Origin of the sequence: Actinoallomurus vinaceus, assembly GCF_039542055.1 — a bacterium.
Lineage (GTDB): Bacteria > Actinomycetota > Actinomycetes > Streptosporangiales > Streptosporangiaceae > Actinoallomurus > Actinoallomurus vinaceus.
The window spans coordinates 77,693-102,559 of sequence record NZ_BAABHK010000027.1; the positions used below are offsets into that span (position 1 = coordinate 77,693).

The following is a 24,867-nucleotide window of genomic DNA, read 5'->3' on the forward strand; positions in this document are numbered from 1 at the left end:
TCACTCGACTTGAGTACACGAGAGGTTCGCCCACGGCGTAGTACGGGGCCGGTCGTCGCCGTCACGGGGGCGGCCGACGGCATCGGACGTGCCCTGGTCGCCCGGCTGGCGGACTCGGGGGACATCAAGAAGGTCGTCGGGCTCGACGACCACCGGGGAGACGTGTCCGGCATCACGTGGCGCGTGGTCGACATCCGCGATCCCCAGCTCACCAACCGGATCTCCGACGTCGACGTGATCGTCCACCTCGACATGGACCTGTCCCCGGACACCGATCACCGCGAGCGCCGCGCGTACAACGTCCGCGGCGCGCAGACGGTGATCACCGCCGCGGCGGCCGTCCGGGTCCGCCGGGTGATCGTTGTGACCAGCGCCATGGTGTACGGCGCGCAGGCCGACAACGCGGTGCCGCTTCCGGAGGACTCCCCGCTCGCCGCCGAGCCCGATGACGGGATCATCGGCGACCTCCTGGAGATCGAGGAGCTCGCGGCGATGGCGCCCGTGGCGCACCCCGGCATGACCGTCACGGTCCTGCGGCCCGCCGCGCTGGTCGGTCCCGGCATCGACACCGTCGTGACCCGGCACTTCGAGGCCCCGCGCCTGCTCACCGTGAAGGGGACCGCCCAGCGCTGGCAGTTCTGCCACGTCGACGACCTGGTCAGCGCGCTCGAGCTCGCGATCACCGGGGAGATCGGCGGCCGCCTCGCGGTCGGCTCCGACGGCTGGCTCGAACAGGACGACGTCGAGCAGATCACCGGGCGGCGCCGTTTCGAGCTCCCGGCGGCGATCACCTTCGGCACCGCGCAGCGGCTGCACCGCATCGGCGTCACCCCGGCGCCGGCCACCGACCTGCACTACGTCGTCTACCCCTGGGTGGCCGACTGCACGACGCTGCGGGCGGCGGGCTGGAAACCGGCGTACGACAACGCCGAGGCGCTGACGGCGCTGCTGGAGGAGGTCGCCGGACGGCACGCGGTGGTCGGGCGCCGGCTGGCCCGGAAGGAGGCCACGATGGCCACGGCCGCGGGCGCGACGGTCGCCGTCATCGGCACCGCCGCGATCGTACGGCGCGCCCGCCGCAAGCGCCGGAGCTAGGACCCTCGCGAGATCTCTCAGCCGTCGCAGCTGCCATGGGCGGCGGCTGAAAGGCCTCGCGGATGCGGCCGCCACGGCGCATTCTGGCTCGTAGTTTCGGCCCGCCGGCCCCACGGGCGACTCCGGGCCAGCGGGTACCGTTCGTCGCGTGGACGTCATCCGGCTCGCCGAACTCCGTGATACCCCGCTGTCCGTCGACGAGGTCCTCGCCGCCGTCGCCGACCCGGGCGCGGGCGGCACGGCGCTGTTCGTCGGCACCGTGCGCGACGAGGACCATCGGCGCGCGGTGGCCGGGCTGTCGTACTCCGCGCATCCGAGCGCTGTCGAAGCGCTGGGCACGGTGCTGGAGAAGGTCGCCGCGGAGTTCCCCGTGCGCGCGATCGCCGCGGTGCACCGGATCGGCGACCTGGAGATCGGCGATCTCGCCGTCGTCGTGGCCGCCGCCTGCCCGCACCGCGCCGAGGCGTTCGCGGCCTGCCGGATGGCCATCGACGACCTCAAGGCCCAGGTTCCCGTCTGGAAGCATCAGCTCTTCACGGACGGGGGCGACGAATGGGTCGGGGTGGAATGACCTGCGACGGAGCGCGCGGGTTACCCTGGGTACAACGCTTCGTACCGAGGTGACGCGCATGTCCATTCTGGCGTGGTGGGCCATCCCGGTGGCCGTGGCCCTGCTCACGGGGGCCGTGCTGACCCTGCGGGGGCGCCGGCCGCCCGTGCGGAGGTCCTTCGAGGAGATCGAGCACTTCCAGCGGTTCCGCGACGCCATGGAGCGGCCGCGCGGCAGGACCGGGCGACGGAGGCCACGCTCGACCGCGTAGGCTTCCGGCATGTCCCGCCGTGCTGCCACTCTGGTCGTCGCGAGCCTTTTCATCCTCTTGCTGGGGCTGGCCGCGGCGTTCATGCCCGTCCCGTACGTCGCGCTCCGTCCCGGGCCGACCTCGGACACGCTGGGCAAACTCGGCAAGGCGCCGCTGATCCAGATCACGGGCGCCAAGACCTACCCGACCGAGGGGCACCTCAACTTCGTCACGGTGGCCTATCAGGGCGGTCCCGGCAACCGCATCGACCTGTTCACCGCGCTGCGCGGCTGGCTCGACCCGGACGTCGCCGTCGTCCCCGAGGAGACGATCTTCCCGAAGAACGTCTCCACCAAGAAGGTCGAGCAGGAGAACACCCAGGAGATGACGAACTCCCAGGAGTCCGCCACCGCCGCCGCGATGCACGAGCTGCACCTGCCGACGACCACCTCCGTCCTGGTCGACTCCGTGCAGAAGGGACTTCCTGCGGACGGCCGGCTCCGGCCGGGCGACCAGATCACCGCGATCGACGGCGCGAAGATCAAGGACATCGCCGGGGTCACCTCGGCCGTCGGCGCCCGCAAGCCCGGCCAGACCGTGACGTTCACCGTCAAACGGGACGGCAAGGAGTCCCAGGTGCCCGTTACGACGGTCGTCTCACCGGACAAGACCGGCGACAAGGCGGGCAAGGCCATCGTCGGGGTCATCCTGAAGGAGAAGTACCAGTTCCCCGTCACCGTGAAGATCAGCGTCGGTGACGTCGGCGGCCCCAGCGCCGGGCTGATGTTCTCGCTCGGCATCTACGACAAGCTGACGCCCGAGGACATCACCGGCGGCAAGTTCATCGCCGGCACCGGGACGATCACGCCGGAGGGCCAGGTCGGGCCGATCGGCGGGATCCAGCAGAAGATGGTCGCCGCCCGCAACGCCGGGGCCACGATCTTCCTCACGCCCACGCAGAACTGCGCGGACGCCGTCGCCGCCAAGCCCAAGGGCCTGCGTCTGGTCAAGGTCGACACCATGGACGGCGCCCTGCAGGCCCTGACCGCCCTGCGGACCGGCCAGGGGAACATCCCCGCCTGCCCGGCCAAGTAGGCGGGCGCGCCCCTCCCAGTTCTAGATCAGGGTCGAGGCCAGGGTGTCCGCCAGGCCGGGGACGAGCTCCGGACCGGTCAGCACCTCGTCGTCGCTGTCGTGCCCGCGCAGCCGCATGGCCGAGTGACGGGAGCCGTCCCGCAGCACGCCCACCACGAGCCGTACGTCCTCGCGGCCGGGATGCTGGGCGGCCCAGGTCACCGGATCGTCGTCCGGGACCTCGTCCTCGGCGCCCTCCGGCAGCAGGATGCGCTCGAGGATCAGCACACAGCCGGCGACCTGTTCCGGCCACTCGATGCCGTGGAGGACGTCCTCTATCGGCCGATCGACGGGCAGGTCGGGCTGTTCGAGGGCGGCGATGCCGTCGGGCTCGTCCGGGACGCCGAGCTGCCGGGCGAGGTCCGGCTCGGTCCGGTTCAGCTCGGGGGCCTCCACCAGGGCGTACAGCCGGGGCGGGGCGTCCCAGCCGGCGGTGGCGGCGTGCCGTTCGAGATCGCGCACGACCTCTTCCAGTCGGGTCATCCGCCCATTTTTTCACCCTCGCCGGCCTCCTTTCGGCCACAGGCGTACGGCCGGGCGCGGGAACCCGGGCGGTTCTCGGTAAGTTGCCCTCAGAGACACCCGGCGAGGGGAGTGGCCGTGACCTTCCGAAGCCCTGGCTTTGGCGGCCGGATCCGCGTGGGACGATCACGGCTGCTGCTGCGCGTGATCGTGATCCTCGCGATCCTCGTCGCGCTCTTCTTCGCGTTCACCGCGATCTGGACCGACGTGCTGTGGTATCGCTCCGTCGGCTTCTCCTCGGTGTACACCAAGCAGCTCACGACGCGCGTCACGCTGTTCCTGTGCGCCGGTGTCCTGATGATCCTCATCCTGGGCGTCAACATCGTCATCGCCTACCGGGCGCGCCCCCCGTACCGGCCCGTGTCGGTGGAGCAGCAGGGGCTCGACCGGTACCGCGCGGCGCTCGACCCCCACCGCCGGCTGATCGTCGCCGCGGTGCTGACGCTGGCCGGCCTGCTCGCCGGGTCGTCGGCGGCCGGCCAGTGGCGCACCTGGCTGGCGTTCCTGAACCGCCGGCCGTTCCACATCAAGGACCCGCAGTTCCACAAGGACATCTCGTTCTTCGTCTTCACCTATCCGCTGCTGCGGCTGGTGCTCGGCTTCCTGTTCGCCACGGTGATCCTGGCGTTCGTCGCGGCGCTGATCGTGCACTACCTGTACGGCGGGCTGCGGCTCCAAGGACCGGGGGAGCGGGTCGGCACGGCGGCGCGCGCCCACCTGTCCGTGCTGTTCGGCGTCTTCGTGCTCCTGAAGGCCGTCGCGTACTGGTTCGACCGGTGGGGCCTGGCCGACTCCCAGCGCGGGGTCGTCACCGGCCCGTCGTACACCGACGTCAACGCCGTGCTGCCCGCCAAGACGATCCTCGCGGTGATCGCGCTGATCTGCGCGCTGATGTTCTTCGCCACCCTCGTCCGCCGCGGCGCCATGCTGCCCGGCATGGCGTTCGGCCTGCTCGTGCTGTCGGCCATCCTCATCGGCGGCGTCTACCCGCTGCTGATCCAGACCTTCCAGGTCAAGCCGAACGAGGTCGACAAGGAGTCGAAGTACATCGGCCGCAACATCACCGCCACCCGCCAGGCGTACGACGTGGCGAAGACCCAGGTCACCGACTACGTGCCGAACACCAAGCTGTCGCCGGAACAGGCGAAGCAGGAGACCTCGACCCTGCCCAACGTGCGGCTCCTCGACCCCGCCGTCGTCTCGCCGACCTACCAGCAGCTGCAGCAGATCAAGGGCTTCTACAAGTTCCCCAACCCGCTCGACATCGACCGCTACCCGGCCGACGGCGGCGCCCTGCGCGACACCGTCGTCGCCGTACGGGAGATCGAGGGACCGCCGTCCGGGCAGGTCAACTGGATCAACAGCCACCTCGTCTACACGCACGGGTACGGCTTCGTCGCCGCGCCCGGCAACCAGGTCGACGTCCAGGGCGCGCCGGTCTTCACCGAGAAGGACATCCCGCCGACCGGGACGCTGAACATCACCCAGCCGCGCGTCTACTTCGGCGAGCGCTCGCCCGGCTACTCCATTGTCGGCGGCACCAGGCAGCGGGAGCTGGACTACCCCAACGACAAGAGCCCCACCGGGCAGACCAACAGCTCCTACGACGGCAAGGGCGGCGTCCCGATCGGCTCGCTGTTCAACCGGACGCTGTACGCCCTGCGGTTCAAGGAGAAGAACCTCCTGCTGTCCGGCGCGATCAACGCCGATTCGCGCATCCTGTACGACCGCACGCCCCGCGAGCGCGTGCAGAAGGCCGCGCCGTGGCTGAAGGTCGACGGCAACCCCTACCCCGCGGTCGTCGGCGGGAAGATCGTCTGGATCGTCGACGGCTACACCACCGCCTCGGAGTACCCCTACTCGGAGCGCACCAGCCTCGACGACGCGACCCGGGACACCAACACCCAGAGCCGCGTGTCCGTCGCGGCCCAGGCCGGAGACCGCATCAACTACATGCGCAACTCGGTGAAGGCCACCGTCGACGCGTACGACGGCACGGTGACGCTCTACGCCTGGGACTCGGCCGACCCGGTGCTCCAGACCTGGATGAAGGCCTTCCCCGGCACCGTACGGCCGCGGTCGGAGATCCCGGCGGACATGCTGACGCACCTGCGGTACCCGGAGGACCTGTTCAAGGTCCAGCGCCGCATCCTCGCCCGCTACCACGTCGAGAACCCGCAGGCGTTCTACGGCGGCGGCGACTTCTGGCAGATCCCTAACGACCCGACGGGCGAGGGAACCGTCGAGCCGCCGTACTACCTGAGCGTCAAGATGCCCGGGGAGAACGCCCCCGGCTTCTCGCTGACCTCGACGTTCACGCCGAAGGGCAAGGTCACCAACCTCACCGCGTTCATGGCCGTCGACAGCGTGCCGACGAGCCCGTCGTACGGGCAGATCCGCATCCTCCAGGTGCCCCGCAGCCAGGTGACCCCCGGCCCGGAGCAGGTGCAGAACACCTTCGAGAACAACCCGACCGTGTCGCAGCAGCTGACCCTGCTGCGCGGGCCCGGCTCGAAGACGGTGAGCGGCAACCTCCTGACGCTGCCGTTCGGCGGCGGCTTCCTGTACGTCGAACCCATCTACCTGCAGGCCAACGCCGGAGCCGGCGCCTACCCGCTGCTGAAACGGGTCCTCGTCTCGTACGGCAACGACATCGGCTTCGGCGCGACGCTCCAGGACGCGCTGAGCCAGGTGCTCGGCGGCGGCGCGGCGGCTCCGACCGGCGGCCCGCCGCTGCAGTCCAGCGCGGACATCCGCGCGGCGATCGAGGCGGCCAACCGGGCGTACGCCGACGCGCAGACCGCCCTGACCAAGAGCGACTGGGCGGCGTACGGCGAGGCGCAGAAACGGCTCAAGGCGGCGCTGGACGAGCTGGCCAGGCTGCAGAAGCAGAGCAGCGCCAGACCGGCGCCGACGACACCACCCGCCACGCCGAAGCCGACGGGGACGGCCACCCCGCCCGCGGCGCCCAAGCCGACCCCGACCCGGTGAGACGGACCCGGTGAACGGAGGGCGACCGACCGCGGAACGGTATCGATTTGCACGTGGCCCACAGGACCCATACAGTTAAGCCATCGCCGCGGGGTGGAGCAGCTCGGTAGCTCGCTGGGCTCATAACCCAGAGGTCGCAGGTTCAAATCCTGCCCCCGCTACCAGGTCAAGGGGCCCGGAGGATCATCCTCCGGGCCCCTTGCTCATTCGGCCACCGGCCCCCTTCTTCCTTGATCCGCTTGCGCCTTCACCGGCCGGGCCGGAGGCTGGAGGCATGCTCTCTCGCCTGCGCCCGCTCACCGACGTCTCGCCCGCCGCGTGGATCGAAGAGGGGACCGGCGACTTCGACTCCGGCGTGCACGCCCTGCTCCCCGGAGGGTTCGAGGCGTACGCGCGGCTGCCGCATCCCGTGGAGTCCGCGGACGGGCGGCCGCTGCGCTGGAGCGAGGTGGCGGAGCGGTCGGGGCGCGCCGTCGGCTCCCGGACGCGGTTCACGGACATCGCCGGCCCGGAGGACGGGGAGCCGTGGGCGGGGTCGTTCCCCGCGGAGCTGTTGCCGGTCCTCTGCGAGATCCTGGCGGCGCACACCACGACTCCGCGGCAGTGCTACTTCGGCCTGTGGGACGGCTGGGGCTGGCTCGACGCGGACGGCCCGAAGGTCCATTTGCCCGGGCGTGACTACGTGCTGTTCGAGGGCCCGCTCGACGCCGCCACGGAGATGGGCGACCGTGGCGAGGGCTACTTCTTCCCGCAGTCCCCGAACCTGTTCTGGCCGGCGGACCGGGCGTGGTGCGTGGCGACCGACGTCGATCTGGACGCCACCTATGTGGGCGGGTCCGCCCGCCTGGTCGAGGACCTGACGGGCGGCTCACGCCTCGAGGCGCTACCGGCCGAGCTGTCCGATCCGCTCGGCTGACGGCGTCACTTCTTCTTGCAGGCCGCGATGTAGACGGTCTTGCTCTGGTCGCGGACGTTCTTGGACGGCGGCGTGTAGCCGGCCGGGAAGACGACCGTCCCGGCGGCCACGCCGGTGTAGTGGTGCCTCTTCACGCAGCGGCGCGCGGCGTTCTGGCTGACGCTGCTCTTGCCGTAGGCCTTTTTCACGCCGCTCGTCTTGTACCGGGCCTTTTCCTTGAAGAGGACGACCTGGATGGCCAGCCCCGCCACCTTCTTGGTGCACTTGATGTCGGCGGTCACGTTCACCATGGAGCGGTTCTTCGCGTCCGCGTGGTGCGAGTAGTGGGGGTTGTGCGTCGTGATCTTGCAGGTGATCACGTCGGCCCGCTGCCCGGGTCCGGCCGCACGCGTGGCGGTGATGGTCACGGTGGAGTCGGTCGTCGAGGCGTCGGCGGCGGCACTCATGGTCCCGACCAACGCCGTGGCGAGACCGCCGGCGGCGAGGGCGCGCAGGGCAAGCTTCATGAACCATTCCTTTGCTTGAGGGGCGACGAAAGCGCTCATATTAGGGTTTCACTCAGCTGCTTTTCTGTGACTTTTGAGGTTCTGTTGGGAATCGGCATCAGTGGGCCGGCCGATCGGCGCTCGGCATGTGCGCGTATTCGTAGGCGGCGCCCGCGCTGTTCCGCTCGAAGGGCCCCGTCCGCCGTACGACCGGACCACCGTCACCCCGGTCGCGGGCGGCCGCCGTTCATCAGGGCGTCCGTGCAGGCCGGACCGTCAGGGACGCGGTCACGCCAGGCGGTGGCGGGCTATCGATTTGCACGCGGCCCACAGGACCCATACAGTTAAGCCATCGCCGCGGGGTGGAGCAGCTCGGTAGCTCGCTGGGCTCATAACCCAGAGGTCGCAGGTTCAAATCCTGCCCCCGCTACCAATGAGAGGCCCGGAGATTATTCTTCTCCGGGCCTCTTTTTTGTGCTGGGACCATTCCCCGCGATTAGGCCTATGGTCCCTGACCGCAGGCGGTGAATTAGGGGCCGTGGACTCTCGCGGCGCCGGTCGCGGCGTGGAAGTGTCGAAAGTGGATGCTTCCTCACCCCGCGGCGGGTGAGCGGAACGCTCATCCGCCGTCCCGACGGTGCCTGCCCCCGCGGCGCCGTCCCGTGACGCCGCCCGCCCGACCGGCGGGCCGGCCGTCACTCCGAACCCCGGCATCCGGAACCGACCGGTGCCGGGGTTCGTCGTATCCGCCGGCACCTGTGCGCCGATCTTCCCGTCTGTGACCGCGCCGAAGGAGGGCGGATGCCGGACCGTGACAAGTCGAGAGTCGACCTCGACGGCGTGCCCGAGACGCTGCTGTGGAACCTCTACCAGCGCGCGACCGAGGCCAGGCGGCCGGACGCGGTCCTCCGCGATCCCAAGGCGGTCGAGCTCGTCGACTCCCTGGACTATCCCTTCGCGGACCGCTTCGGCGCGGGGAGCTTCGGGCAGTGGCAGGCGCTGCGCGCCCTCCGCTTCGACCAGGAGGTCCGGCGCTTCCTGACCGAACACCCCGGCGGGCAGGTGGTCGCGCTCGGCGAGGGGCTGGAGACGCAGTTCTGGCGGGTCGACGACGGCCGGGTCCGCTGGCTCACCGTCGACCTTCCCGAGACCGTCGAGCTGCGCACGCGCCTGTTCCCCGACGATCCGCCCCGCCGCCGGACCCTCGCCGGCTCGGCGCTGGACGACGAGTGGACGGCGCAGGTGGAGCCCGCCGAAGGACTGCTCCTGTCCGCCCAGGGTCTCCTGATGTACTTCCAGCCCGACGAGGTCCACCGGCTCATCGCCGGATGCGCGGAGCGGTTCCCCGGCGCCACGATGGTGTTCGACGGTGTGCCGCCGTGGTTCAGCCGGCGCACGCTCAGCGGGCGGATGACGAACGCGCAGGGCTACCAGGCGCCCCCGATGCCGTGGGCCGTGGACGCGGCCGAGAAGGCCAGGCTCCGGGCCCTCCCGAACATCGCCGAGGTCCGCGACCTCCGCCCGCCGCGCGGCCGTGGACCGCTGTACGGCGCCGTGTTCCCCGTGCTGAACCGCCTCCGCCCGGTCCGTGAACTCGGCGTCACCGGCCTGCCCATCATGACCGCCCGCTTCGCCGCCTCGACGTGACGGCGCTCGAGCGTCCGGCCCGTGGGTAGGACCCGGACGTGGGCACGATAGAGATTCGCCGGGTCTACGAGGCGGAGGACGTGAAGGGGGCGGTCTTCCTGGTGGACCGGCTCTGGCCGCGCGGGGTGCGCAAGAGCGACCTCGAGCTCGACGGCTGGCTGCGCGACGTCGCGCCCTCGGACGACCTGCGCCGCTGGTTCGGGCACCGGCCCGAGCGCTTCGCGGAGTTCACCGAGCGCTACCGCCGTGAGCTCGACGAGCACCCCGACGCCGTACGCCCGCTGCTGGAGGCCGCCCGGCAGGGGCCGGTGACCCTCCTGTACGCCGCGCGCGACCCCGACCACAACCAGGCGGTCGTCCTCCGCGACCACCTTCTGGATCGGCTCAGCCGGTGACCCGGCCGATGATATTTTTCGATCATCTCCCAGCATTTCGCTGAAAGGGCGGTGAGCCGATGTCCGCGGAACCGACCGGCGAGGACCCGGACGAGGCCCTGGTGGCGGCGATCCTCGAGGCCGAACACGAGGCGCGGCTGGCCGAACTCATCCGCTCGCCGGAACAGGTCGAGGCGCTGATCGAGCAGGATGCGCTGCGGCTCGACTTCGACCTGGTGCTGGACCTCAGCGGAGGGCTCGCCGCGCTCGGCTCTCACGACACCGCGCAGCTCGTCGCCGTGAGCGCGTTCGCCGACGGCGACGTCAAGATCATGGCCGCCGGGAAGCTGGCACTCGGCTGGATCGAGCTCTCGCGGGGCAGGCACCGCAAGGCCCTGGAGGAGGTCGACGGCGCGGTCGCGCTGGCGAATCCCGATCTCGACGTGGTCGCGGAGGCCGCCTACCTGCGTGGTGTGATCCTGGAGTCCCGGGGGAAGCGCGCGCAGGCGGCCGCGGAGTACGAGAAGGCGATCGGCTGGTCGCGGCCCAGGAGCGCGGGCCAGGCGGCGCTGTCCCTGGCGGAGATGCTGGCCGAGGCCGGCGACGACGAGCAGGCGGTCGAGGTGCTGGGCATCGCGTTCGAGAGCGGGGTGGCGCACGTCGTGCCCCAGGCGGCCCTCCAGCTGGCGCTCATCCGCGACCGTCTGGGCGACGTCGAGGGCTCGATACCGCTGTACCGGGAGGCGATGGAGTCCGGCGTCCCGTCGGCGGCGCCCCGCGCCGCGTTCCACCTCGGGGAGATCCTCCTCGGCGCGGGGGACGTGGAGGGCGCCCGGGACGCCTTCGAGACGGCCTACGCCACCGGAGACCCGGAGTTCACCCCGAAGGCCGCGGTCAACCTCGGGACCATCTACATGGAGGCGGGCCGGGTGCGCGAGGCGTACGCGTGCTTCGAGACGGCCACCGGCTCGCCGGACCGGAACGTCGCGGCGCTCGGACACTGCTACGTCGGCGTGGTCCTCGCCGACACCGACGCGGCCGCCGCGGAGCGCCACCTGCGCGCGGCGATGAAGCAGGGCGACCGTCAGGTCAAGGAGATGGCGTCGAACGTGCTGCGGCAGCTGCGGCGACGCTGAGCCGCGCGACCTCAGGGCGTCCCGTGACCGCTGGGCCCTGGCCAATGTGCCGTCTCCCACGCCGACGACACGCCGGCGGGGATGCCCGGGTCTCCGGCACCCCCGCCGTACGCGCACCGGGTCAGGCGTGGGCGCCGACCGGGGAGCCGTTGACGGTGACGTCGGTGAAGACGAGCCCTTGGACGTTCTCCACGATGTCGGTGTCCGTGGCCTTGTCGAACCGGCAGTGCGCGAGCGTGACGTCCTTGATCGGGGCGTCGGGGTAGCCGCGCATGTCCAGCACGTACTTCGTGGTGCCGACGTGCAGGTTCTCGACGTGGATCTCGCTCACCGACGGGTTGTACGGGTGACCGGGCCCCTCGTCGTAGTAGAAGTCGATCTGGATCGCGGCGACGGCCAGCTGACCGACCTCGACGTCCTTCATGTGGACGTCGTGGATGTAGCCGCCGCGCATGGAGTTGGTCTTCAGACGCAGGCAGCTGTTGAGGTTGGGACTGGTCATCCGCAGGTTCCGGGCGAAGACGGAGCTGACGCCGCCGGTCATCTCGCTGCCGATGGTCACGCCGCCGTGGCCGTCCCGGAGCTCGCAGTCCTCGACGAGGATGTTCCGGCTGGGCACGTTGACGCGGCGGCCGTCGGCGTTGCGGCCCGCCTTGATGGCGATGCAGTCGTCGCCGGTGTCGAAGGTGCTGCCGGTGATGACGACGTCGGTGCAGGACTCCGGGTCGCAGCCGTCGTTGTTCGGGCCGTGGCTGTCGACCGTGACGTCGCGGACGAGGACGGTCCGCGACAGGACCGGGTGGATCTCCCACATGGGGGAGTTCACGATCGTGACGCCCTCGACGAGGACGTTGACGCAGCGGTACGGCTGGATCATGTTCGGGCGCAGGTAGTGCCCCGCGCCGAGAACGCGGTCGGCCACGGGGACGCCCTGGTCCGCCCACTGCTGCAGCAGCGTCCAGTCGGGGCCCTGCTGCGGGTCGCCGGGCTTCCAGCCGTAGTTCGCGCTGCCGGACCACGGCCACCAGGCGGTTTTGCTTGCCTGCCCGTCGAGCGTTCCCTTCCCGGTGATCGCGATGTTCCGGGCCTCGTACGCGTAGATGAACGGCGAGTAGTTGTAGCACTCGATGCCCTGCCAGCGCGTGTACACGGGCGGGTACTTCGCCGGGTCGGTGCTGAACGCGATCGTCGCGCCCTCCTCGACGTGCAGGTCGACGTGGCTGCGCAGCCGGATCGGCCCGGTCAGGTAGCGGCCGGGCGGGACGACGACGTGGCCGCCGCCGCGCCGGGCACAGGCCTTGATCGCCGCGTCGAACGCCCGCGTGCAGTCGGTGGTCCCGTCGCCCTTCGCCCCGAAGTCGGTGACCCGGAACCGGTGGTGCGGGAAGCGCGGTGCCCGTACCCGCCGCCGGATCCTGTCGGCCGTACGCCAGGGGTCCGGGTCGGCGAGGGCGGGCCCGCCGAGGGCGGAGGCCAGCAGCCCGCCGCCGACGACGGCGCCGCTCACTTCGAGGAAGCGCCGCCTGGGCCATGGTCCGGTCATTGTTCCTCCTGGAATGTGGTCATCGGATGGTCACGTCGGCGGGGCGGCCCTGCGACGTCAGCGTGAGGACGACTCCGCCGAACGGCCCGGGGGCGAAGGTCCAGCCGTCGCCCGCGGCGCGCAGCGCTGTGGTGTCCGCCGCGCGGGGCAGCGTGCGGCCGTCCACGGTGACCGAGCGCGGAGGCTGCCGCAGCGGCACGACGACCTGCGCCCGGCCGGTCGTCGCCGGTACCCGGAACCGGGCCGTACCGCCGGCGCCGGGGGCGTACAGCCATCCGGTGAGGCCGGGCTTGGACAGTTCGTCGGTCCGCCAGCCGCCGAGGACGCGGGAGTTGAAGCCGATCGTCGCGCCCGCCCGCAGGTACAGCGGGAACTCGTCCAGGCTCGTCTGCCGTGTGATCGTGCGCCCGCCGTCGACGACCTCGCCGCTGTACAGGTCGACCCAGCGCCCGGCCGGCAGGTACACCTCCACCGGCGTGGGCCGGCCCGCCGCGCCGTCCGCGTCGGCCCGGTCGGCGGTCACCGGGGCGGCCAGCAGGTCCGGGCCGACCATGAACTCCTGGTCCTGGGCCCAGGCGGCCTGGTCGCCGGGGTACTGGAAGCCGACGGCCCGCAGGATCGGCACGCCGGTGCGCGCGGCGTTCCGTGCCAGCCCGTACAGGTACGGGAAGAGCTCGTAGTGCAGCACGACCGCGTCGCGGAACCGCCGGACCGTGTCCGCGTCGTACTTCCACGGCGTCGCGTTCAGTCCCGCCCCGCCGACCTCGAACACCGGGCTGACCGCGCTGAACTGCGCCCAGCGGGTGAACAGCGACGGCGTCGGGCTGTTCGTCGCGTCCGCGGGCGACTGCGGGTCGATGCCGCCCGTGTCGGAGCCCCAGGCGAAGTGCCCGGTCAGCGACTCGCTCGTGCCGTACCGGACCGAGGTGCGCAGCCCCGCGAACGTCTCGAACACGTCGCTGCCCCACATGCCGTGCGTGTGCTGCGCGGTGCCGGGAACCCCGGCCCGTACGAGCGTCTCGAAGTCGTTGCCATGCGCTCGCCGCATCGCCTCGGTGACAGCCGACTGGTACAGGTCCGGATAGCGCAGGTACAGGCCCGCGCCCGAGCCGCCGGCGAACTGCGTCGTCTCCAGGCGATATTCCTCGGCGCGGTCCTCCTTGGCCATGTCGACGCCCATCCGGAAGATGCGGGTGAGCTGCTCGACGTAGCGTTCGCGCGCGGCCGGGTTCGTGAAGTCGATGTAGTTGGTGCCGGGCACGAGCCAGCCGTTCTTCGCCCAGATGTCGTTGAGACCGGCGCACGTGCCGCCGCCCTGGGACGAGGACGGAGCGCTGACGACGTGGGAGGTGACCCACAGCCCGAACCGCACGCCCTGCGCGTGGATCGTGTCGATCATCTTCTGCGGGTCGGGGAAGAACGTCGGGTCGAACTCCCCGGTGTTGGTGCAGGCGCTGCCGTTGATCCGGTGGGTGTTCCCGGCCGGCTGGCGCTCCCACGGGTTGTCGATCCAGATGGTGCCGAGCGGGATGTCCAGCTTCTTCATCTGCGCCACGTCGTCCAGCACCTGCGCCTGGTCGGCGTTGACGTCACGCCACTTCATCAGCGCGAACTGGCTCGCCGGTGGCATGCCCGGCAGCCCCACCGTGCGGTAGTACGCGCCCGTCACCGCGGCCGGTGATCCGGTGTAGACGTCGTAGGTCAGCTCGGCGTCCTTCACGCAGATCTGCACGCGGTCGGGCTGCGCGGTGGCCGCGACCGGGCAGGGGTACGGATCGGCCGCACCGGTCGGCGGCTTCGGCGTCTTGGCACAGGTCGGACCGTCGCTCTGCTGGGTGGCGCCGGGGAACGCGAACCGGCCCACGTGGTCCGTGGCGGCCCGCAGCCCGTACCCGCCCGAGCTGAGGTAGAAGGTGCTCGCGGCCTGCTCCTGGTTCTGGCAGTAGTCGCCGGCCTCGTTGCCCTCCTTGCCGGGGCTCCAGCCGCGGATGTGCCCGCGCAGGTCCACGTACGCGGCCGAGCTGCCGCCGAGGTAGTGCTCGTCGCCGCGCGCCGTCAGCGCCTCGAACACGGCCGTGACGTCGCTCGACGGGGCGAACGACCAGCGCACCCGCACGCCCTGCGAGGTCCGCGTGACGGTGACGGTCGCGGTCCGCCCGGGCTCGTCCGTCGCGACGGTGTACGCCGTGCCGCCGCGTACGGGGCGCCGGGCCACGAGGTCGGTGAGCCGGTGGTACGTCGCGCCCTCCTGGGAGGTGGCCGAGCCGCCGACCTGGTAGGACAGCCGCCCGCCCGGGCCTTCGGGCGTTCCGCCCGCCTCCCCGGTGACCGCTCGTCCGTGGTCGAGGAAGGTCAGCGAGAACGGCGCGGCGGTGACCCGCCAGGAGGCCGGGGATTCGGCGGCCCGCGCGCCCGGCGGGGCGAACGCGAGCGGGAGAAGGAGACCGAGAAGCGGCACGATCGCGCGGCGGCGGAGCCGGGCGGTCGTTCGGCGGTGGATCACGAGGAGCTTCCTCCTGGGGCGGCGAAGGCGGGGCCGGAGGTCTGGGTCAGCGGATGGGGCCGGCGGTCGGGGTCGGCAGGCGAGGCCGACGGTCGGCGTGAGCGGGCGGGGTCGGCGATCGGGGTCGGCGATCGGGGTGACCGGGCGAGGCCTGTGGTCGAGGCGGGCGGGCGGGGCTGGAGGCCGAGGCCGGCGGGCGGGCGGAGGCCCCCCTCGGATGGTCGGTGGTCACGCCCGCGTCTTCCCGAACGGGCGGTGTCGTCGTACTGTTCGTCCTGAGGGAAGGAAAACCTTTTCCCGCTCGTCCGTCAACCGGGAGGGGACGCGAATCGTGACCGACGCAGCAGCGAGCCGCCGAAACGGCCGGGACCGCGGCACGCCCCACGCGGGGCCGAACCGCCGGGCGTTCCTGGGCGGCGCCGCCCTGGCCGGGGCGGCCGCGCTCGCCCCTCTGCGCGGGCCGGCGGCCCTCGCCGCAACGGCCACCGGCCCGTACGATCCGACGCCCGACTCGCTCAACAAGCACCCGGTCGCGCCGTGGTACCGCGACGCCAAGTTCGGGATCTTCATCCACTGGGGCGTCTACTCGGTGCCCGCCTGGGGCGACACCGTCGACTACCACGCCGCCGAGTGGTACTTCTACGCGATGCGCATCAGCGCGGCGGGCAAGGACAGCACCTATCAGCACCACCTGAGCACGTACGGGCCGAGCGTCGCCTACGACGACTTCATCCCCCGCTTCAGCGCGAAACGCTACGACCCGCACGCGTGGATCCGGCTGTTCGAACGGGCCGGGGCGCGCTACTTCGTGCTGACGTCGAAGCACCACGACGGATTCCAGCTGTTCCCCAACGCGGTCTCGCGCCGCAACTCCGCCGTGCTCGGGCCCCGCCGCGACCTGGTCGGCGAACTGTTCGCCGCCGCCCGCCACTCGCGGCTGCGCCGGGGCCTCTACTACTCCCTCGGCGAGTTCTACAACCCGGCGCTCGGCACGCCACCCTGGGACCCGTACACCCGCGCCCCCGTCCCGTACACCGGCTACGTCCCGGTCGAGGACTACGTCGCCGACTACGAGCACGTCCACCTGCGGACCCTCATCGACCGCTACGACCCCGACCTGCTGTGGGCCGATGGCCAGAACTGGCACGAGGACCTCGGCGCGGGCTCGATCTTCTGCCCCAAGGACCTCGACTGGCGCAGCGGCGAGGTCCTCGCGTACTACTACAACCGCGCCGTCGAGCGTCGCCGCGACGTCATGGTCAACGACCGGTTCCGGGCCGGCCACGCCGACTTCGCCGTCTCCGAGGGCGACAAGTCGAGCTACAAACTGCGGTCCACGCCCTGGGAGGCGTGCCTCACCATGGGCCGCTCGTGGGGGTACGACACGCACGAGGATCCGGCCCGGATCAAGTCCGAGCCCGCCCTCGTCCAGCTGCTCGTCGACATCGTCGCCAAGAACGGCAACCTGCTGCTCAACATCGGCCCCCGCCACGACGGCACCATCGGCGACTGGCAGCGCGAACGTCTCATCGCCATCGGCGACTGGCTCCGGGTCAACGGATCGGCGATCTACGGGACGACGCCGTGGCAGCGAGCCCAGGACGGCGACGTGCGCTACACCGTCTCTCCCGGGGCGTTCAACATCATCCCGCTGCGCTGGCCCGGCGCCACCCTGACCGTGCCCGGTGACCTGCCGATCGCCGACGGCGCACGGATGCGGCTCCTCGGCCACCACGGCGGGCCGCTCGACTGGACCCGCCAGGACGGCGCGATCGTGATCACGCTGCCGTCGCGCGCTCCGGGGCGAGGCCCCGACTACCCGTGCGTGATCGCCGTCGACTGAGCCCGCGGAGACCACGCTCACCGCGGGCGGGCTCACCGGGGGTGCGCTCGGCCGGGGTGGGCTCGCTGAGGGCGCGCTCAGCCGGGATGGGCTCACCGGGGCCCTGCTCACCCGGGGCGTGCGGACCGGGTGTGGGCTCGGCGGGGGTGGGCTCACCGGGGCCGCCAGCCGCCCAGCACGTTCGCCGGGTCGCTCCACCAGGCCGCCTCGGCGTCGGTCAGCCGCCGTGAGCACGGCAGGCGGGCGCCGGTGTCGAGCGGCCTCCCGGCGAGGTCGGTGCTGCCGTACTCCCAGAAGCGCACGTCCGGTGCCTTGTCGCAACCGGCGTTGTTCAGCTGCCATCCGTCGGGCCGGACGTGCGCGTCCATCGCCGTTCGTACGAAGACCACCTGGCTGGCCGGGTACACCGTCGGGTCCACCCGCCCGAGGTACACCGACGCGTCCGGCGCCTCCGGCCCGCGCGTGAGGCGGTCGTCGACGAACACGTAGCCGGGGTGCGCGGCGTCGTTCCGTGCCTGGGTGACGTAGCCGCCGTGCAGGGATCGCAGCTCGGTGCGCCGGACGAACACCGAACCGGTGCCCCACACGAAGTCCACGTCCCCCGCGATCAGGCTGTCGGTCACGAACCCGCGCCCCTGCAGGCGGAGGGTGTCCTGGAAGCTCTCCAGGGTCACCCGCCGCAACGTGATCCGGTCCGCGTTCCCCCGGAACGCCTCCGCCTGCGATCCGCCGTACGGCGTGGTGTTGCGCAGCGTGATGTCCCGCAGCCGGAAGTCGTCCGCCTCCACGCCGAACAGCGACCGCCAGCAGTTGAACGTGTCGTGACCCGGCAGCACCTGACGCGGGCAGACGTCCGCCGGATCGGTCGACCCGGCCAGCGCGGTGTCCCCGTTGAGCCGGTTGTTGTTGTCGTACTCGATGACCGTCCGGTCCCGGCCCGCGCCGCGTACGGTCAGGTGCGGGCGGTCGGCACGGACATAGTCGATCTCCTGGTACGTGCCGGGGCGGACGTCGATCAGCACCGGCCGCGTGTTGCCCTCCGGCACGAAGTCGATCGCGCCCTGCACCGTGCAGAAGTCGCCCCTGCCGTTCGCGGCGACCGTCAGCCGCCGCGACCCGGTACGCGGTGGGGCGGCCCGGGTCCGGAACCGCCACGTCGCCGGGTCCTGGATGCCGGGGAACCCGGGGAACACCTCGGGATCGACCGTGACGTAGTACGTCCGGCCGTAGTCGAGGCGATGGTGCAGCCGGATGGTCGCGGTGTTCCCGTCCACGAGCACCGGGTGGTACGCGAAGGAGTGGAGGACGCCGGTGTCGGAGACCGCGTCGCCGATCGTGCGGTGGTACGAGCGCGGGTCGGCCAGGTCGATCGCGTCCGCGACGGTGCCGTCCGCACGGTGCACCTCGATGCGCCCGGAGGCGCCCGTCTGCAGCGGCCGGTCCGCGGTGAGCCGCAGGGGAGTGTCCACGCACAGCCCGCGGCGGCGACCATCGGGTGAGAGCCGCCCGGACGCGGCGGGAGCGGCGGGAGCGCCGGTCCGGGCGACGTATCCGGCCTCGGCGGAGGCAGAACCGATGGGAACGAAGTGCCCGACGGCACCGGGAGCACCGCCGGGGCGTCCGCCAGCGGAGGCGGCGCCGATCGGGGTGACGCGTGGCGCGAATGCGGCTGTGGGAGGAGCGCCGGCGGCAGTGGGGCTGACGCGTGAGGTGGAGCCGGCGGCCGGGGTAACGCCGACGGGGCGGAAGTGTCCGTCGGTGGAGGCGGTGCCGATCAGGGCGACGCGCGGCGTGTACTCGGCGGCGGGGGGAGCGCCGGCGGCAGTGGGGGTGACGTGTGAGGTGGAGCCGGCGGCGGTGGGGGTGCCGAGCAGCCCGGCGATGAGAAGGACGGCCAGGGCGAGCGGCCGGCGGAGGGAGGCGGCGGGTCGTCTCATCGCGTCCGCCACCCCGTGGTCGCCGCGATCAGCGGGATGAGGCGATCGGCGGCCTTCCGGTGCCCCTGGACGTTCGGATGGCCGCCGTTGTAGTCACCGTCCGCCGCCGACAGCCAGCCGGTGGTGTCGACGTAGACGACGCGCGGATCGCCCATCGAGCGGACCGCCGAGGCGATGTCGTCGGCGTGGTAGCCGCCGAACGGCCGCATCGCGAAGATCCAGGCACGCGGGTACGCGGTGCGGATCCGCCGCAGGTAGGCCAGATAGCCGGGTTCGAAGTCGGCGCTGGAGTACGGGGTGTCGTTGGTGCCCTCGTTGACGACGACCGCTCCCGGCCGGAAGCGGTCGTCGGCGGGGGAGCCGGCGAAGTTCCACCCGAACGACTCCGCGGCCGTCCCGACGTTGCCGTGGCCCGGCTGGATGATGCCCTGCTTGCCGAACCCGACCTGGTCGAAGTCGGCGTGGAACGCCCGCCCGGTCAGGTTGGCGTAGTCGACCGTGCCGTCGGCGCAGTCCACCCCGGTGTGATCGCACAGCGCCGCCACGCCCTCGGTGATCGAGTCGCCGTAGAACTCCATGCGCGGCCCGCGCGGGCGAGGAGTGGGCAGCACCCGGGCGCGCGGCCCGAGCCGGAATCCCGTGAGCACGATGCCGGACTGCAGCGGCAGGATCCACCGGTTCTCGTACTCGTCGACGTCCTTGACCGCGATCGTCACCGTGTGCCGGCGGCCCGGCAGCGCGGCCGGCGTGAAGTCGATCTCGTCGCGGTCGACCTTGTACAGCGTGCGGGGACCGCCGTCGATCGCCACGTAGATCTGCGACGGCACGGTGATCGTCGAGGCGTCGAACAGGCCGGTGAGCGTGTACCCGGTGAACCGGAAGGTCAGCTCGGACCCGGAGTTGACGGTGATCGCCGCACCGCGTACGTGACCCCAGTGCCCCATGTACCGCAGCCGCGGATCGCCGGGCCGTACGACCGAGTCCGCCGTCGCGGGGGCGGGCACGGCGGCGAGAGCAGCGGCGCCCAGGAGCGCCACCGAGACGATCTTCAGGGGTATGGGCATCGGGCCTCCTACCGGAAGAGCAGCCGTAGATCGATCGCGTCGGCCATCGCCTGGTATCCGGCGTCGCCGGGGTGCAGGTGGTCGCCGCTGTCGTACGCCGGAAGGAAGCGCGTCGGGTCCGCCGGATCCCGGGTGACGGCGTCGAAGTCGACGACGCCGTCGAACGCGCGGGACGTGCGGATCCAGGCGTTCACCGCCTGCCGCTTCTGTTCCGCCTCGGGGCTGTCGTACTTCGAGCCGCCGATCGGCGTCAGCGTGCAGCCGATGATCCGCAGGCCGTGCGCGTGGGCGCGGGCGATGAGGTTCGTCATCCCCGCGATGAGGTCGCCCGCCGTGACCGGTTCGCCGGACACCGGACCGGCGTTGTGGCCGATGTCATTGATGCCTTCGAGGAAGAGCACGTCCCGTACGCCGGTCTGGCCGAGGACGTCGCGGTCGAACCGGGCCTGCGCGCTCACCCCGGAGCCGCCCGCGTCGGTGAGGACCCGGTTGCCGGAGATGCCCTCGTTCAGCACGGACAGTCCCCGGCCCTGGAGCCGGCGCGCCAGGTCGTCGGGGTAGCGACGGTTCGCGTCGACGGTGGACCGGGCGCCGTCGGTGATCGAGTCGCCGAAGGTCACGACGGCCCGCGTGCCCGGTGCGGCGCGGACGTCGAGCCCGCCGAGCAGGTACCAGGAGGAGGCTTTCGAGGTGAACGCGCCGCCGTCCGCGTCGGCCGCGTGATCACCGGCCGCGAGGTACGACGTCGCCATGGCGAGAGGGTGCCGGGTCGCCGCGCCGGTCGATCGGGGGAGGTACAGGCTCACCGCCAGGTCCTGGCCGGCCGGCGACGCCAGCGGCACCGGGTCGCTGAGCACCTCCGAGCCCGCCGGCAGGACCACCGTCCGGGCCCCGCCGAACGTGACCGGGCGCTCGGTGTCCGCGACGAGCGTCGCGCCGGTGGCACGCACCCCGATCGTCGCCCCGCCGACGACGAGACCGTCCGCTCCGAAGGCGTTCGTAAGGCGGATCCGCACCTGGTCGCCGCCCATGGTGGTGTGGACGACCTCGCGCAGGGTCTGATCGCCGAACCCGCTCCCCGTGCCGGTGACGGGCGCCGCGCTCCACCCGCCCACCCAGGTTCGCGGGACGCCGACGGCCGGCTGCGACCGGGCCGCCAGGGCCCGCGGCGCCCCGCCGACGGCCGTTGGAGCGACCATCGTCGTGGGGACGATCACGGCCGCCGAACCGACAGCGGCCACCGCCCACCGGGTGAGCCGTCGCCGGGACACCGACCGTACGGACGACCGTCGAACCGTCGGCCGCGGGGACGACCGCCGGGTCGCCGATCGAAGGGATGTCCACCGAGCCGCCGATCGGACCATGTCCGCCTCCCGTCGCCTCGTGACCTTCTCCGGCCGCGATGGCGGGTGCGCCGACGACGACCGCCGTGCCGGCGCCGGGGGAGGCCAGCGGAAAACCTTTTCCGAAAATCACACGGCAGTCCAGGGACGTCAAGACCGTTTTCAGCGCCTTTCTCGGTGGATCCGATGCGCCGCGAGGCGCATTCGTGTGGTGCAATGCCGCCATGGGCAGGGCGCAGACCGGCACGGGGGCGCGGCCGCCCCGGGCGACGATCATCGACGTGGCACGGGAGGCCGGCGTTTCTCCCGCGACCGTCTCGCGTGTCCTCACCGGTTCCAAACCGGTGTCGGCAGGGCCGGAGCAGCGGGTCCGCGCGGCCGTCGCCCGGCTCGGCTACCGGCCGAATCCGGCCGCGCAGGGACTGCTGCGCGGCACGACCTCCGCGGTCGGCGTGGTCGTCCCCGACCTGAGTAACCCGTACTTCGCGGAGGTGCTCAAGGGGGTGACCAACGCCGCCCAGCACGCGGACTTCCGCACGCTCGTCGCCGACACCGGCGAGAAGGCCGCGACCGAACGCGACGCCGCACTCGAACTCTCCCGGTGGGCCGACGGCGTCGTCCTGTGCTCACCGCGGATGAGCCAATGGGAGCTCACCGAGCTCGCGGCGGCCGTGCCCCGGCTCGTCTGCGTCAACCGGCTCAGCCGCGGCACGTCGATTCCCGCGGTCGCGGTGGACTTCGAGGCGGGCGTCGCGTCGATCTGCCACCACCTGCGCGAGCTCGGTCATCGCCGCGTCGCGTACCTGCGCGGCCCCGCGCGCGCCTGGTCCGAGCGCGCCCGGCAGCGTGGGCTCCGAGCGGCCGCCGGGCCGGATCTGGAGATCGTGCAGATCCCCTGCGGCTCGAGCAGTGTCGACGGGCACCGCGCCGCCGACGCGGCCCTCGCGACCCGGGCCACGGCCGTCATGGCCTTCAGCGACTACGTCGCCCTCGGCGCCCTCGCTCGGTTCGACGAGCTCGGCGTCTCCGTTCCCGACGAGGTATCGCTGACCGGGTTCGACGACATCTCGCTGAGCCGCCTGGTCTCTCCCCGCCTCACCACGGTCACGGTGAACAAGCAGGATCTCGGCCGTCGGGCCTGGGAGCTGTTCGTCGAGACCGGTGCCGACGGCGAGGACGGCCCGGTGGTCATGGTCACGCCGGAGCTGGTCGTACGCGCCTCGACCGCAGCACCTGCCGACATGGCCGGCTCTCTGCCGAAGACCGCGGTCGACCGGTGACGGGTTCGGCCTGAGCGCGGCGCTCCGTACCGCCGTGAAAGACGGCGAAAGATCTCTGGCGTGAGTCGTGGCCCGGGCGTACGGTGACGCGGTCCGGAAAAGCATTTCCCGTTGAGGGAGCGTCATGCGGAGATCACTGATACCGGCCACCGGCCTGGCGGCCGCGGGCCTGGTCGTCCTCACCCTGACGCCGGCGACCGCGGCGACCTCGGCCGCGCCGTCTCGCGGTACGAGCGCGGCGGCTTTCGGGGCGGACGCGGCGGCTGTCGGAGATGTCGCCACGCGGGCGGTCGCGGTGGCGTCGGGCGACAGCCGTACCGTCAGCGAACCGGTCCGGCCGGCGACCTGCGTCGCGCTGCCCGCCGGGCTGACCGCCTCCAGCCGGAAATTCACCGGCTCCCAGGAGGCGAGTCCGCCCGACACCGACCGCGTCCAGGCCGCGCTCACCCAGTGCGCGGGCACCGGCAAGGCGGTGGAGCTGACGGCGAGCGGTACGAACACGGCGTTCCTCACCGGACCCCTCACCATCGGCGGCGGCGTGACCCTGCTCATCGACAGCGGAGTCACGCTGTACGGCTCGCTGAACCCGGCCGGATACCAGGTGTCGGGCAAGCCGACATGCGGGACCGTCGCCGACGACAGCGGTGGATGCAAGCCGCTGATCACCGTGAGCGGGGCGCACGCCGGGCTGATGGGCGTCCGCGACTCGTCCGGGCACCAGGGCACCGTCGACGCACGCGGCGACCTGCCCCTGTACGGCCAGAGCGCCAGCTGGTGGGACATCGCCCTCCAGGCCAAGAACAGCGGAAAGAAGCAGAACAACCCGCGCATGGTGCAGGCCTCCGGCGACGACTTCACGGTGTACGACGTCAACCTGATCAACTCACCGAATTTCCACATCGCCTACAAGGGCAACGGATTCACCGTCTGGGGCGTCCGCATCAAGACACCCGCCACCGCCAAGAACACCGACGGCATCGATCCGAGCGGCAGCAATGTCACGATCAACGACTCGTACATCGAGGCAGGTGACGACGGGATCGCGATCAAAGCGGGATCGTCATCGGCCACGAACATGACGATCGAGAACAGCCATTTCTACGGCACCCACGGAATATCGATCGGCAGCGAGACAAACGCGGGCGCGAGCAACATCCTCTTCCGGAACAACACGGTGAGCGGAAAGGACAGCGCCGGCAACGTCAGCACGAGCAACAACGGAATCCGCATCAAGAGCGACTCCAGCCGAGGCGGCAAGGTCAGCCGGGTGACGTATCAGAACACCTGCCTGACGGGTGTGAAGGAGCCGTTGGTGTTCGACCCGTACTACTCGAGCAGCACCGGCTCGCTGATCCCGTCCTTCACCGACGTCCTCGTCGACGGCGCCAGAGCGGTGAGCTCCCCGTCGGGGACCGTGTCGACGCTCGACGGGTACAGCGCGTCCTACCCGCTCGGCCTCACCCTGCGGAACGTCCAGTTCGACGTGACGAAGACGACCGCGCAGTACGCCGCGATCGGCGTCTACAACACCGACCTCGCCCCGTCCGGGACAGGCGTGACCGTCACCTCGGTCAGCGGCGGTGGCTCGGTGCCCACGTGCACCTTCCCGGCGTTCCCCAAGCTCTGACCGTCACGAAGTGCTCGCCGGGCGGGACGGGCGGCGATCGCGGGTCGCCCGTCCACGGCCGGAAGCACCGCCCGTCGACGCCTCGCGGCACACGTGCTCGGTGCCACGGAGCCGGGCGCCGTCGCGGCCCGGGCGCGGGAGCGCGATGGTCCCGTCGACGCGGTGGTTGAGGACGTGACCGGGGCGTTCGCCCGCTGGATGGCTTGATTTGACGGTGTTTCCAAGCGGCCGTAATGTTCTCCTCGCCCCCAGGGAAGCGGGACGCCGGAAGGCGGTCGGCCCGGGGGAACCCACACTGAGGTCGCTCGATCTGGACAGTGTCTGGATCGGGTTAACATGGTGTGGACGCCCTGAGACGGGATGCGGAACACCGCTGGAAGCGGTGGTCGGCCCGTAGGGAACTTCTGGATGTGGTCGCTGCGACCGGTTTCGGCCGGTCGAGGTGATTGCTGTCCGGAGGGGCTGGTCTGGTCTCCGGTTGTCGGTCCAAGATCTTCGGATCTGGGGGTTGACAAACAGGACCGGGCCGGTAAGATAGAAGGGTTGCCCCAGACGGGGTCCGGCGAGAGTCGGGACCCGGACGGTGTGTGTCCGTTTCTTGAGAACTCAACAGTGTGCTAAAAGCCA

General features: G+C 71.5%; 19 protein-coding genes and 2 tRNA genes. 14 read left to right on the forward strand and 7 right to left on the reverse strand.

The annotated features are described in order from the left end of the window. Positions 1-9 precede the first annotated feature (9 nt). The 4 genes from ABEA24_RS49890 to ABEA24_RS49905 all read left to right on the forward strand — a co-directional run bounded on the left by ABEA24_RS49890 (position 10) and on the right by ABEA24_RS49905 (position 2,990). Positions 10-1,095 (forward strand): NAD-dependent epimerase/dehydratase family protein, encoded by a 1,086-nt coding sequence (locus tag ABEA24_RS49890; RefSeq protein ID WP_345442989.1) that lies wholly within the window; start codon positions 10-12, stop codon positions 1,093-1,095. A gap of 148 nt (positions 1,096-1,243) precedes the next feature. Further along, on the forward strand, positions 1,244-1,666 hold the full coding sequence (locus tag ABEA24_RS49895) for a molybdenum cofactor biosynthesis protein MoaE (RefSeq protein ID WP_345442991.1): 423 nt from the start codon (positions 1,244-1,246) through the stop codon (positions 1,664-1,666). A 58-nt stretch (positions 1,667-1,724) separates the two neighbouring features. Next, the gene (locus ABEA24_RS49900; RefSeq protein ID WP_345442992.1) at positions 1,725-1,916 is read left to right on the forward strand and encodes a hypothetical protein; all 192 of its coding nucleotides are present in this window, start codon (positions 1,725-1,727) and stop codon (positions 1,914-1,916) included. Between the two features lie 9 nt (positions 1,917-1,925). After that, positions 1,926-2,990 (forward strand): YlbL family protein, encoded by a 1,065-nt coding sequence (locus tag ABEA24_RS49905; protein WP_345442993.1) that lies wholly within the window; start codon positions 1,926-1,928, stop codon positions 2,988-2,990. Between the two features lie 21 nt (positions 2,991-3,011). On the opposite strand, the gene ABEA24_RS49910 is transcribed toward ABEA24_RS49905, so the two are convergent. Beyond that, complete coding sequence (locus tag ABEA24_RS49910; RefSeq protein WP_345442995.1) at positions 3,012-3,512, reverse strand: PPA1309 family protein; 501 nt, start codon at positions 3,510-3,512, stop codon at positions 3,012-3,014. A gap of 156 nt (positions 3,513-3,668) precedes the next feature. Between ABEA24_RS49910 and ABEA24_RS49915 the strand changes: the two genes are divergently transcribed. The 3 genes from ABEA24_RS49915 to ABEA24_RS49925 all read left to right on the forward strand — a co-directional run bounded on the left by ABEA24_RS49915 (position 3,669) and on the right by ABEA24_RS49925 (position 7,458). Further along, complete coding sequence (locus ABEA24_RS49915) at positions 3,669-6,542, forward strand: UPF0182 family membrane protein (RefSeq protein WP_345442997.1); 2,874 nt, start codon at positions 3,669-3,671, stop codon at positions 6,540-6,542. A gap of 87 nt (positions 6,543-6,629) precedes the next feature. Beyond that, positions 6,630-6,706 (forward strand) — tRNA-Met (locus ABEA24_RS49920). 110 nt (positions 6,707-6,816) lie between these two features. After that, on the forward strand, positions 6,817-7,458 hold the full coding sequence (locus tag ABEA24_RS49925; RefSeq protein WP_345442999.1) for a hypothetical protein: 642 nt from the start codon (positions 6,817-6,819) through the stop codon (positions 7,456-7,458). 5 nt (positions 7,459-7,463) lie between these two features. On the opposite strand, the gene ABEA24_RS49930 is transcribed toward ABEA24_RS49925, so the two are convergent. Further along, the gene (locus ABEA24_RS49930; protein ID WP_345443001.1) at positions 7,464-7,964 is read right to left on the reverse strand and encodes a hypothetical protein; all 501 of its coding nucleotides are present in this window, start codon (positions 7,962-7,964) and stop codon (positions 7,464-7,466) included. A 335-nt stretch (positions 7,965-8,299) separates the two neighbouring features. Here ABEA24_RS49930 and ABEA24_RS49935 point away from each other — a divergent pair. From ABEA24_RS49935 to ABEA24_RS49950, 4 genes are all read left to right on the forward strand, one after another. After that, positions 8,300-8,376 (forward strand) — tRNA-Met (locus ABEA24_RS49935). A gap of 368 nt (positions 8,377-8,744) precedes the next feature. Then, positions 8,745-9,590: a class I SAM-dependent methyltransferase gene (locus ABEA24_RS49940; RefSeq protein WP_345443003.1), complete on the forward strand. Its 846-nt coding sequence runs from the start codon at positions 8,745-8,747 to the stop codon at positions 9,588-9,590. Between the two features lie 38 nt (positions 9,591-9,628). Beyond that, on the forward strand, positions 9,629-9,985 hold the full coding sequence (locus ABEA24_RS49945; RefSeq protein ID WP_345443005.1) for a DUF488 domain-containing protein: 357 nt from the start codon (positions 9,629-9,631) through the stop codon (positions 9,983-9,985). A gap of 59 nt (positions 9,986-10,044) precedes the next feature. Further along, positions 10,045-11,100: a tetratricopeptide repeat protein gene (locus ABEA24_RS49950; protein WP_345443007.1), complete on the forward strand. Its 1,056-nt coding sequence runs from the start codon at positions 10,045-10,047 to the stop codon at positions 11,098-11,100. Between the two features lie 121 nt (positions 11,101-11,221). Here the strand turns inward: ABEA24_RS49950 and ABEA24_RS49955 are convergent, their stop codons facing one another. Together ABEA24_RS49955 and ABEA24_RS49960 are read right to left on the reverse strand one after the other, a co-directional pair. Next, positions 11,222-12,643 carry a glycoside hydrolase family 28 protein gene (locus ABEA24_RS49955; protein WP_345443009.1) on the reverse strand — a complete coding sequence of 474 codons (1,422 nt, stop codon included), beginning with the start codon at positions 12,641-12,643 and terminating at the stop codon, positions 11,222-11,224. Between the two features lie 19 nt (positions 12,644-12,662). Next, positions 12,663-15,146 carry a glycoside hydrolase family 31 protein gene (locus tag ABEA24_RS49960; RefSeq protein WP_345443011.1) on the reverse strand — a complete coding sequence of 828 codons (2,484 nt, stop codon included), beginning with the start codon at positions 15,144-15,146 and terminating at the stop codon, positions 12,663-12,665. A 331-nt stretch (positions 15,147-15,477) separates the two neighbouring features. On the opposite strand from ABEA24_RS49960, the gene ABEA24_RS49965 reads away from it, so the two are divergent. Next, complete coding sequence (locus tag ABEA24_RS49965; RefSeq protein WP_345443013.1) at positions 15,478-16,989, forward strand: alpha-L-fucosidase; 1,512 nt, start codon at positions 15,478-15,480, stop codon at positions 16,987-16,989. Positions 16,990-17,141: 152 nt separating this feature from the next. Here ABEA24_RS49965 and ABEA24_RS49970 read toward each other — a convergent pair whose 3' ends face one another. Genes ABEA24_RS49970 through ABEA24_RS49980 form a run of 3 tightly spaced genes read right to left on the reverse strand, consistent with a single transcriptional unit; the run spans position 17,142 to position 21,231 of the window. Then, positions 17,142-18,926 carry a pectinesterase family protein gene (locus ABEA24_RS49970; RefSeq protein ID WP_345443014.1) on the reverse strand — a complete coding sequence of 595 codons (1,785 nt, stop codon included), beginning with the start codon at positions 18,924-18,926 and terminating at the stop codon, positions 17,142-17,144. After that, positions 18,923-19,990, reverse strand: coding sequence for a GDSL-type esterase/lipase family protein (locus tag ABEA24_RS49975; protein WP_345443016.1), 1,068 nt, complete (start codon positions 19,988-19,990; stop codon positions 18,923-18,925). The genes ABEA24_RS49970 and ABEA24_RS49975 overlap by 4 nt, the downstream gene beginning before the upstream one ends. A gap of 8 nt (positions 19,991-19,998) precedes the next feature. Then, positions 19,999-21,231 carry an SGNH/GDSL hydrolase family protein gene (locus ABEA24_RS49980; protein ID WP_345443018.1) on the reverse strand — a complete coding sequence of 411 codons (1,233 nt, stop codon included), beginning with the start codon at positions 21,229-21,231 and terminating at the stop codon, positions 19,999-20,001. A 326-nt stretch (positions 21,232-21,557) separates the two neighbouring features. Here ABEA24_RS49980 and ABEA24_RS49985 point away from each other — a divergent pair, with 326 nt between their 5' ends. Together ABEA24_RS49985 and ABEA24_RS49990 are read left to right on the forward strand one after the other, a co-directional pair. Beyond that, positions 21,558-22,613 carry a LacI family DNA-binding transcriptional regulator gene (locus ABEA24_RS49985; protein WP_345443020.1) on the forward strand — a complete coding sequence of 352 codons (1,056 nt, stop codon included), beginning with the start codon at positions 21,558-21,560 and terminating at the stop codon, positions 22,611-22,613. A gap of 124 nt (positions 22,614-22,737) precedes the next feature. Further along, complete coding sequence (locus ABEA24_RS49990; RefSeq protein ID WP_345443022.1) at positions 22,738-24,240, forward strand: glycoside hydrolase family 28 protein; 1,503 nt, start codon at positions 22,738-22,740, stop codon at positions 24,238-24,240. The last annotated feature ends 627 nt before the right edge of the window (positions 24,241-24,867 follow it).

Coding starts and splice junctions, on each gene's coding strand:
- ABEA24_RS49970 (WP_345443014.1), bottom strand. CDS start 18,926: ATGAGACGACCCGCCGCCTCCCTCCGCCGGCCGCTCGCCCTGGCCGTC.
- ABEA24_RS49950 (WP_345443007.1), top strand. CDS start 10,045: ATGTCCGCGGAACCGACCGGCGAGGACCCGGACGAGGCCCTGGTGGCG.
- ABEA24_RS49910 (WP_345442995.1), bottom strand. CDS start 3,512: ATGACCCGACTGGAAGAGGTCGTGCGCGATCTCGAACGGCACGCCGCC.
- ABEA24_RS49905 (WP_345442993.1), top strand. CDS start 1,926: ATGTCCCGCCGTGCTGCCACTCTGGTCGTCGCGAGCCTTTTCATCCTC.
- ABEA24_RS49985 (WP_345443020.1), top strand. CDS start 21,558: ATGGGCAGGGCGCAGACCGGCACGGGGGCGCGGCCGCCCCGGGCGACG.
- ABEA24_RS49990 (WP_345443022.1), top strand. CDS start 22,738: ATGCGGAGATCACTGATACCGGCCACCGGCCTGGCGGCCGCGGGCCTG.
- ABEA24_RS49930 (WP_345443001.1), bottom strand. CDS start 7,964: ATGAAGCTTGCCCTGCGCGCCCTCGCCGCCGGCGGTCTCGCCACGGCG.
- ABEA24_RS49955 (WP_345443009.1), bottom strand. CDS start 12,643: ATGACCGGACCATGGCCCAGGCGGCGCTTCCTCGAAGTGAGCGGCGCC.
- ABEA24_RS49940 (WP_345443003.1), top strand. CDS start 8,745: ATGCCGGACCGTGACAAGTCGAGAGTCGACCTCGACGGCGTGCCCGAG.
- ABEA24_RS49925 (WP_345442999.1), top strand. CDS start 6,817: ATGCTCTCTCGCCTGCGCCCGCTCACCGACGTCTCGCCCGCCGCGTGG.
- ABEA24_RS49975 (WP_345443016.1), bottom strand. CDS start 19,990: ATGCCCATACCCCTGAAGATCGTCTCGGTGGCGCTCCTGGGCGCCGCT.
- ABEA24_RS49900 (WP_345442992.1), top strand. CDS start 1,725: ATGTCCATTCTGGCGTGGTGGGCCATCCCGGTGGCCGTGGCCCTGCTC.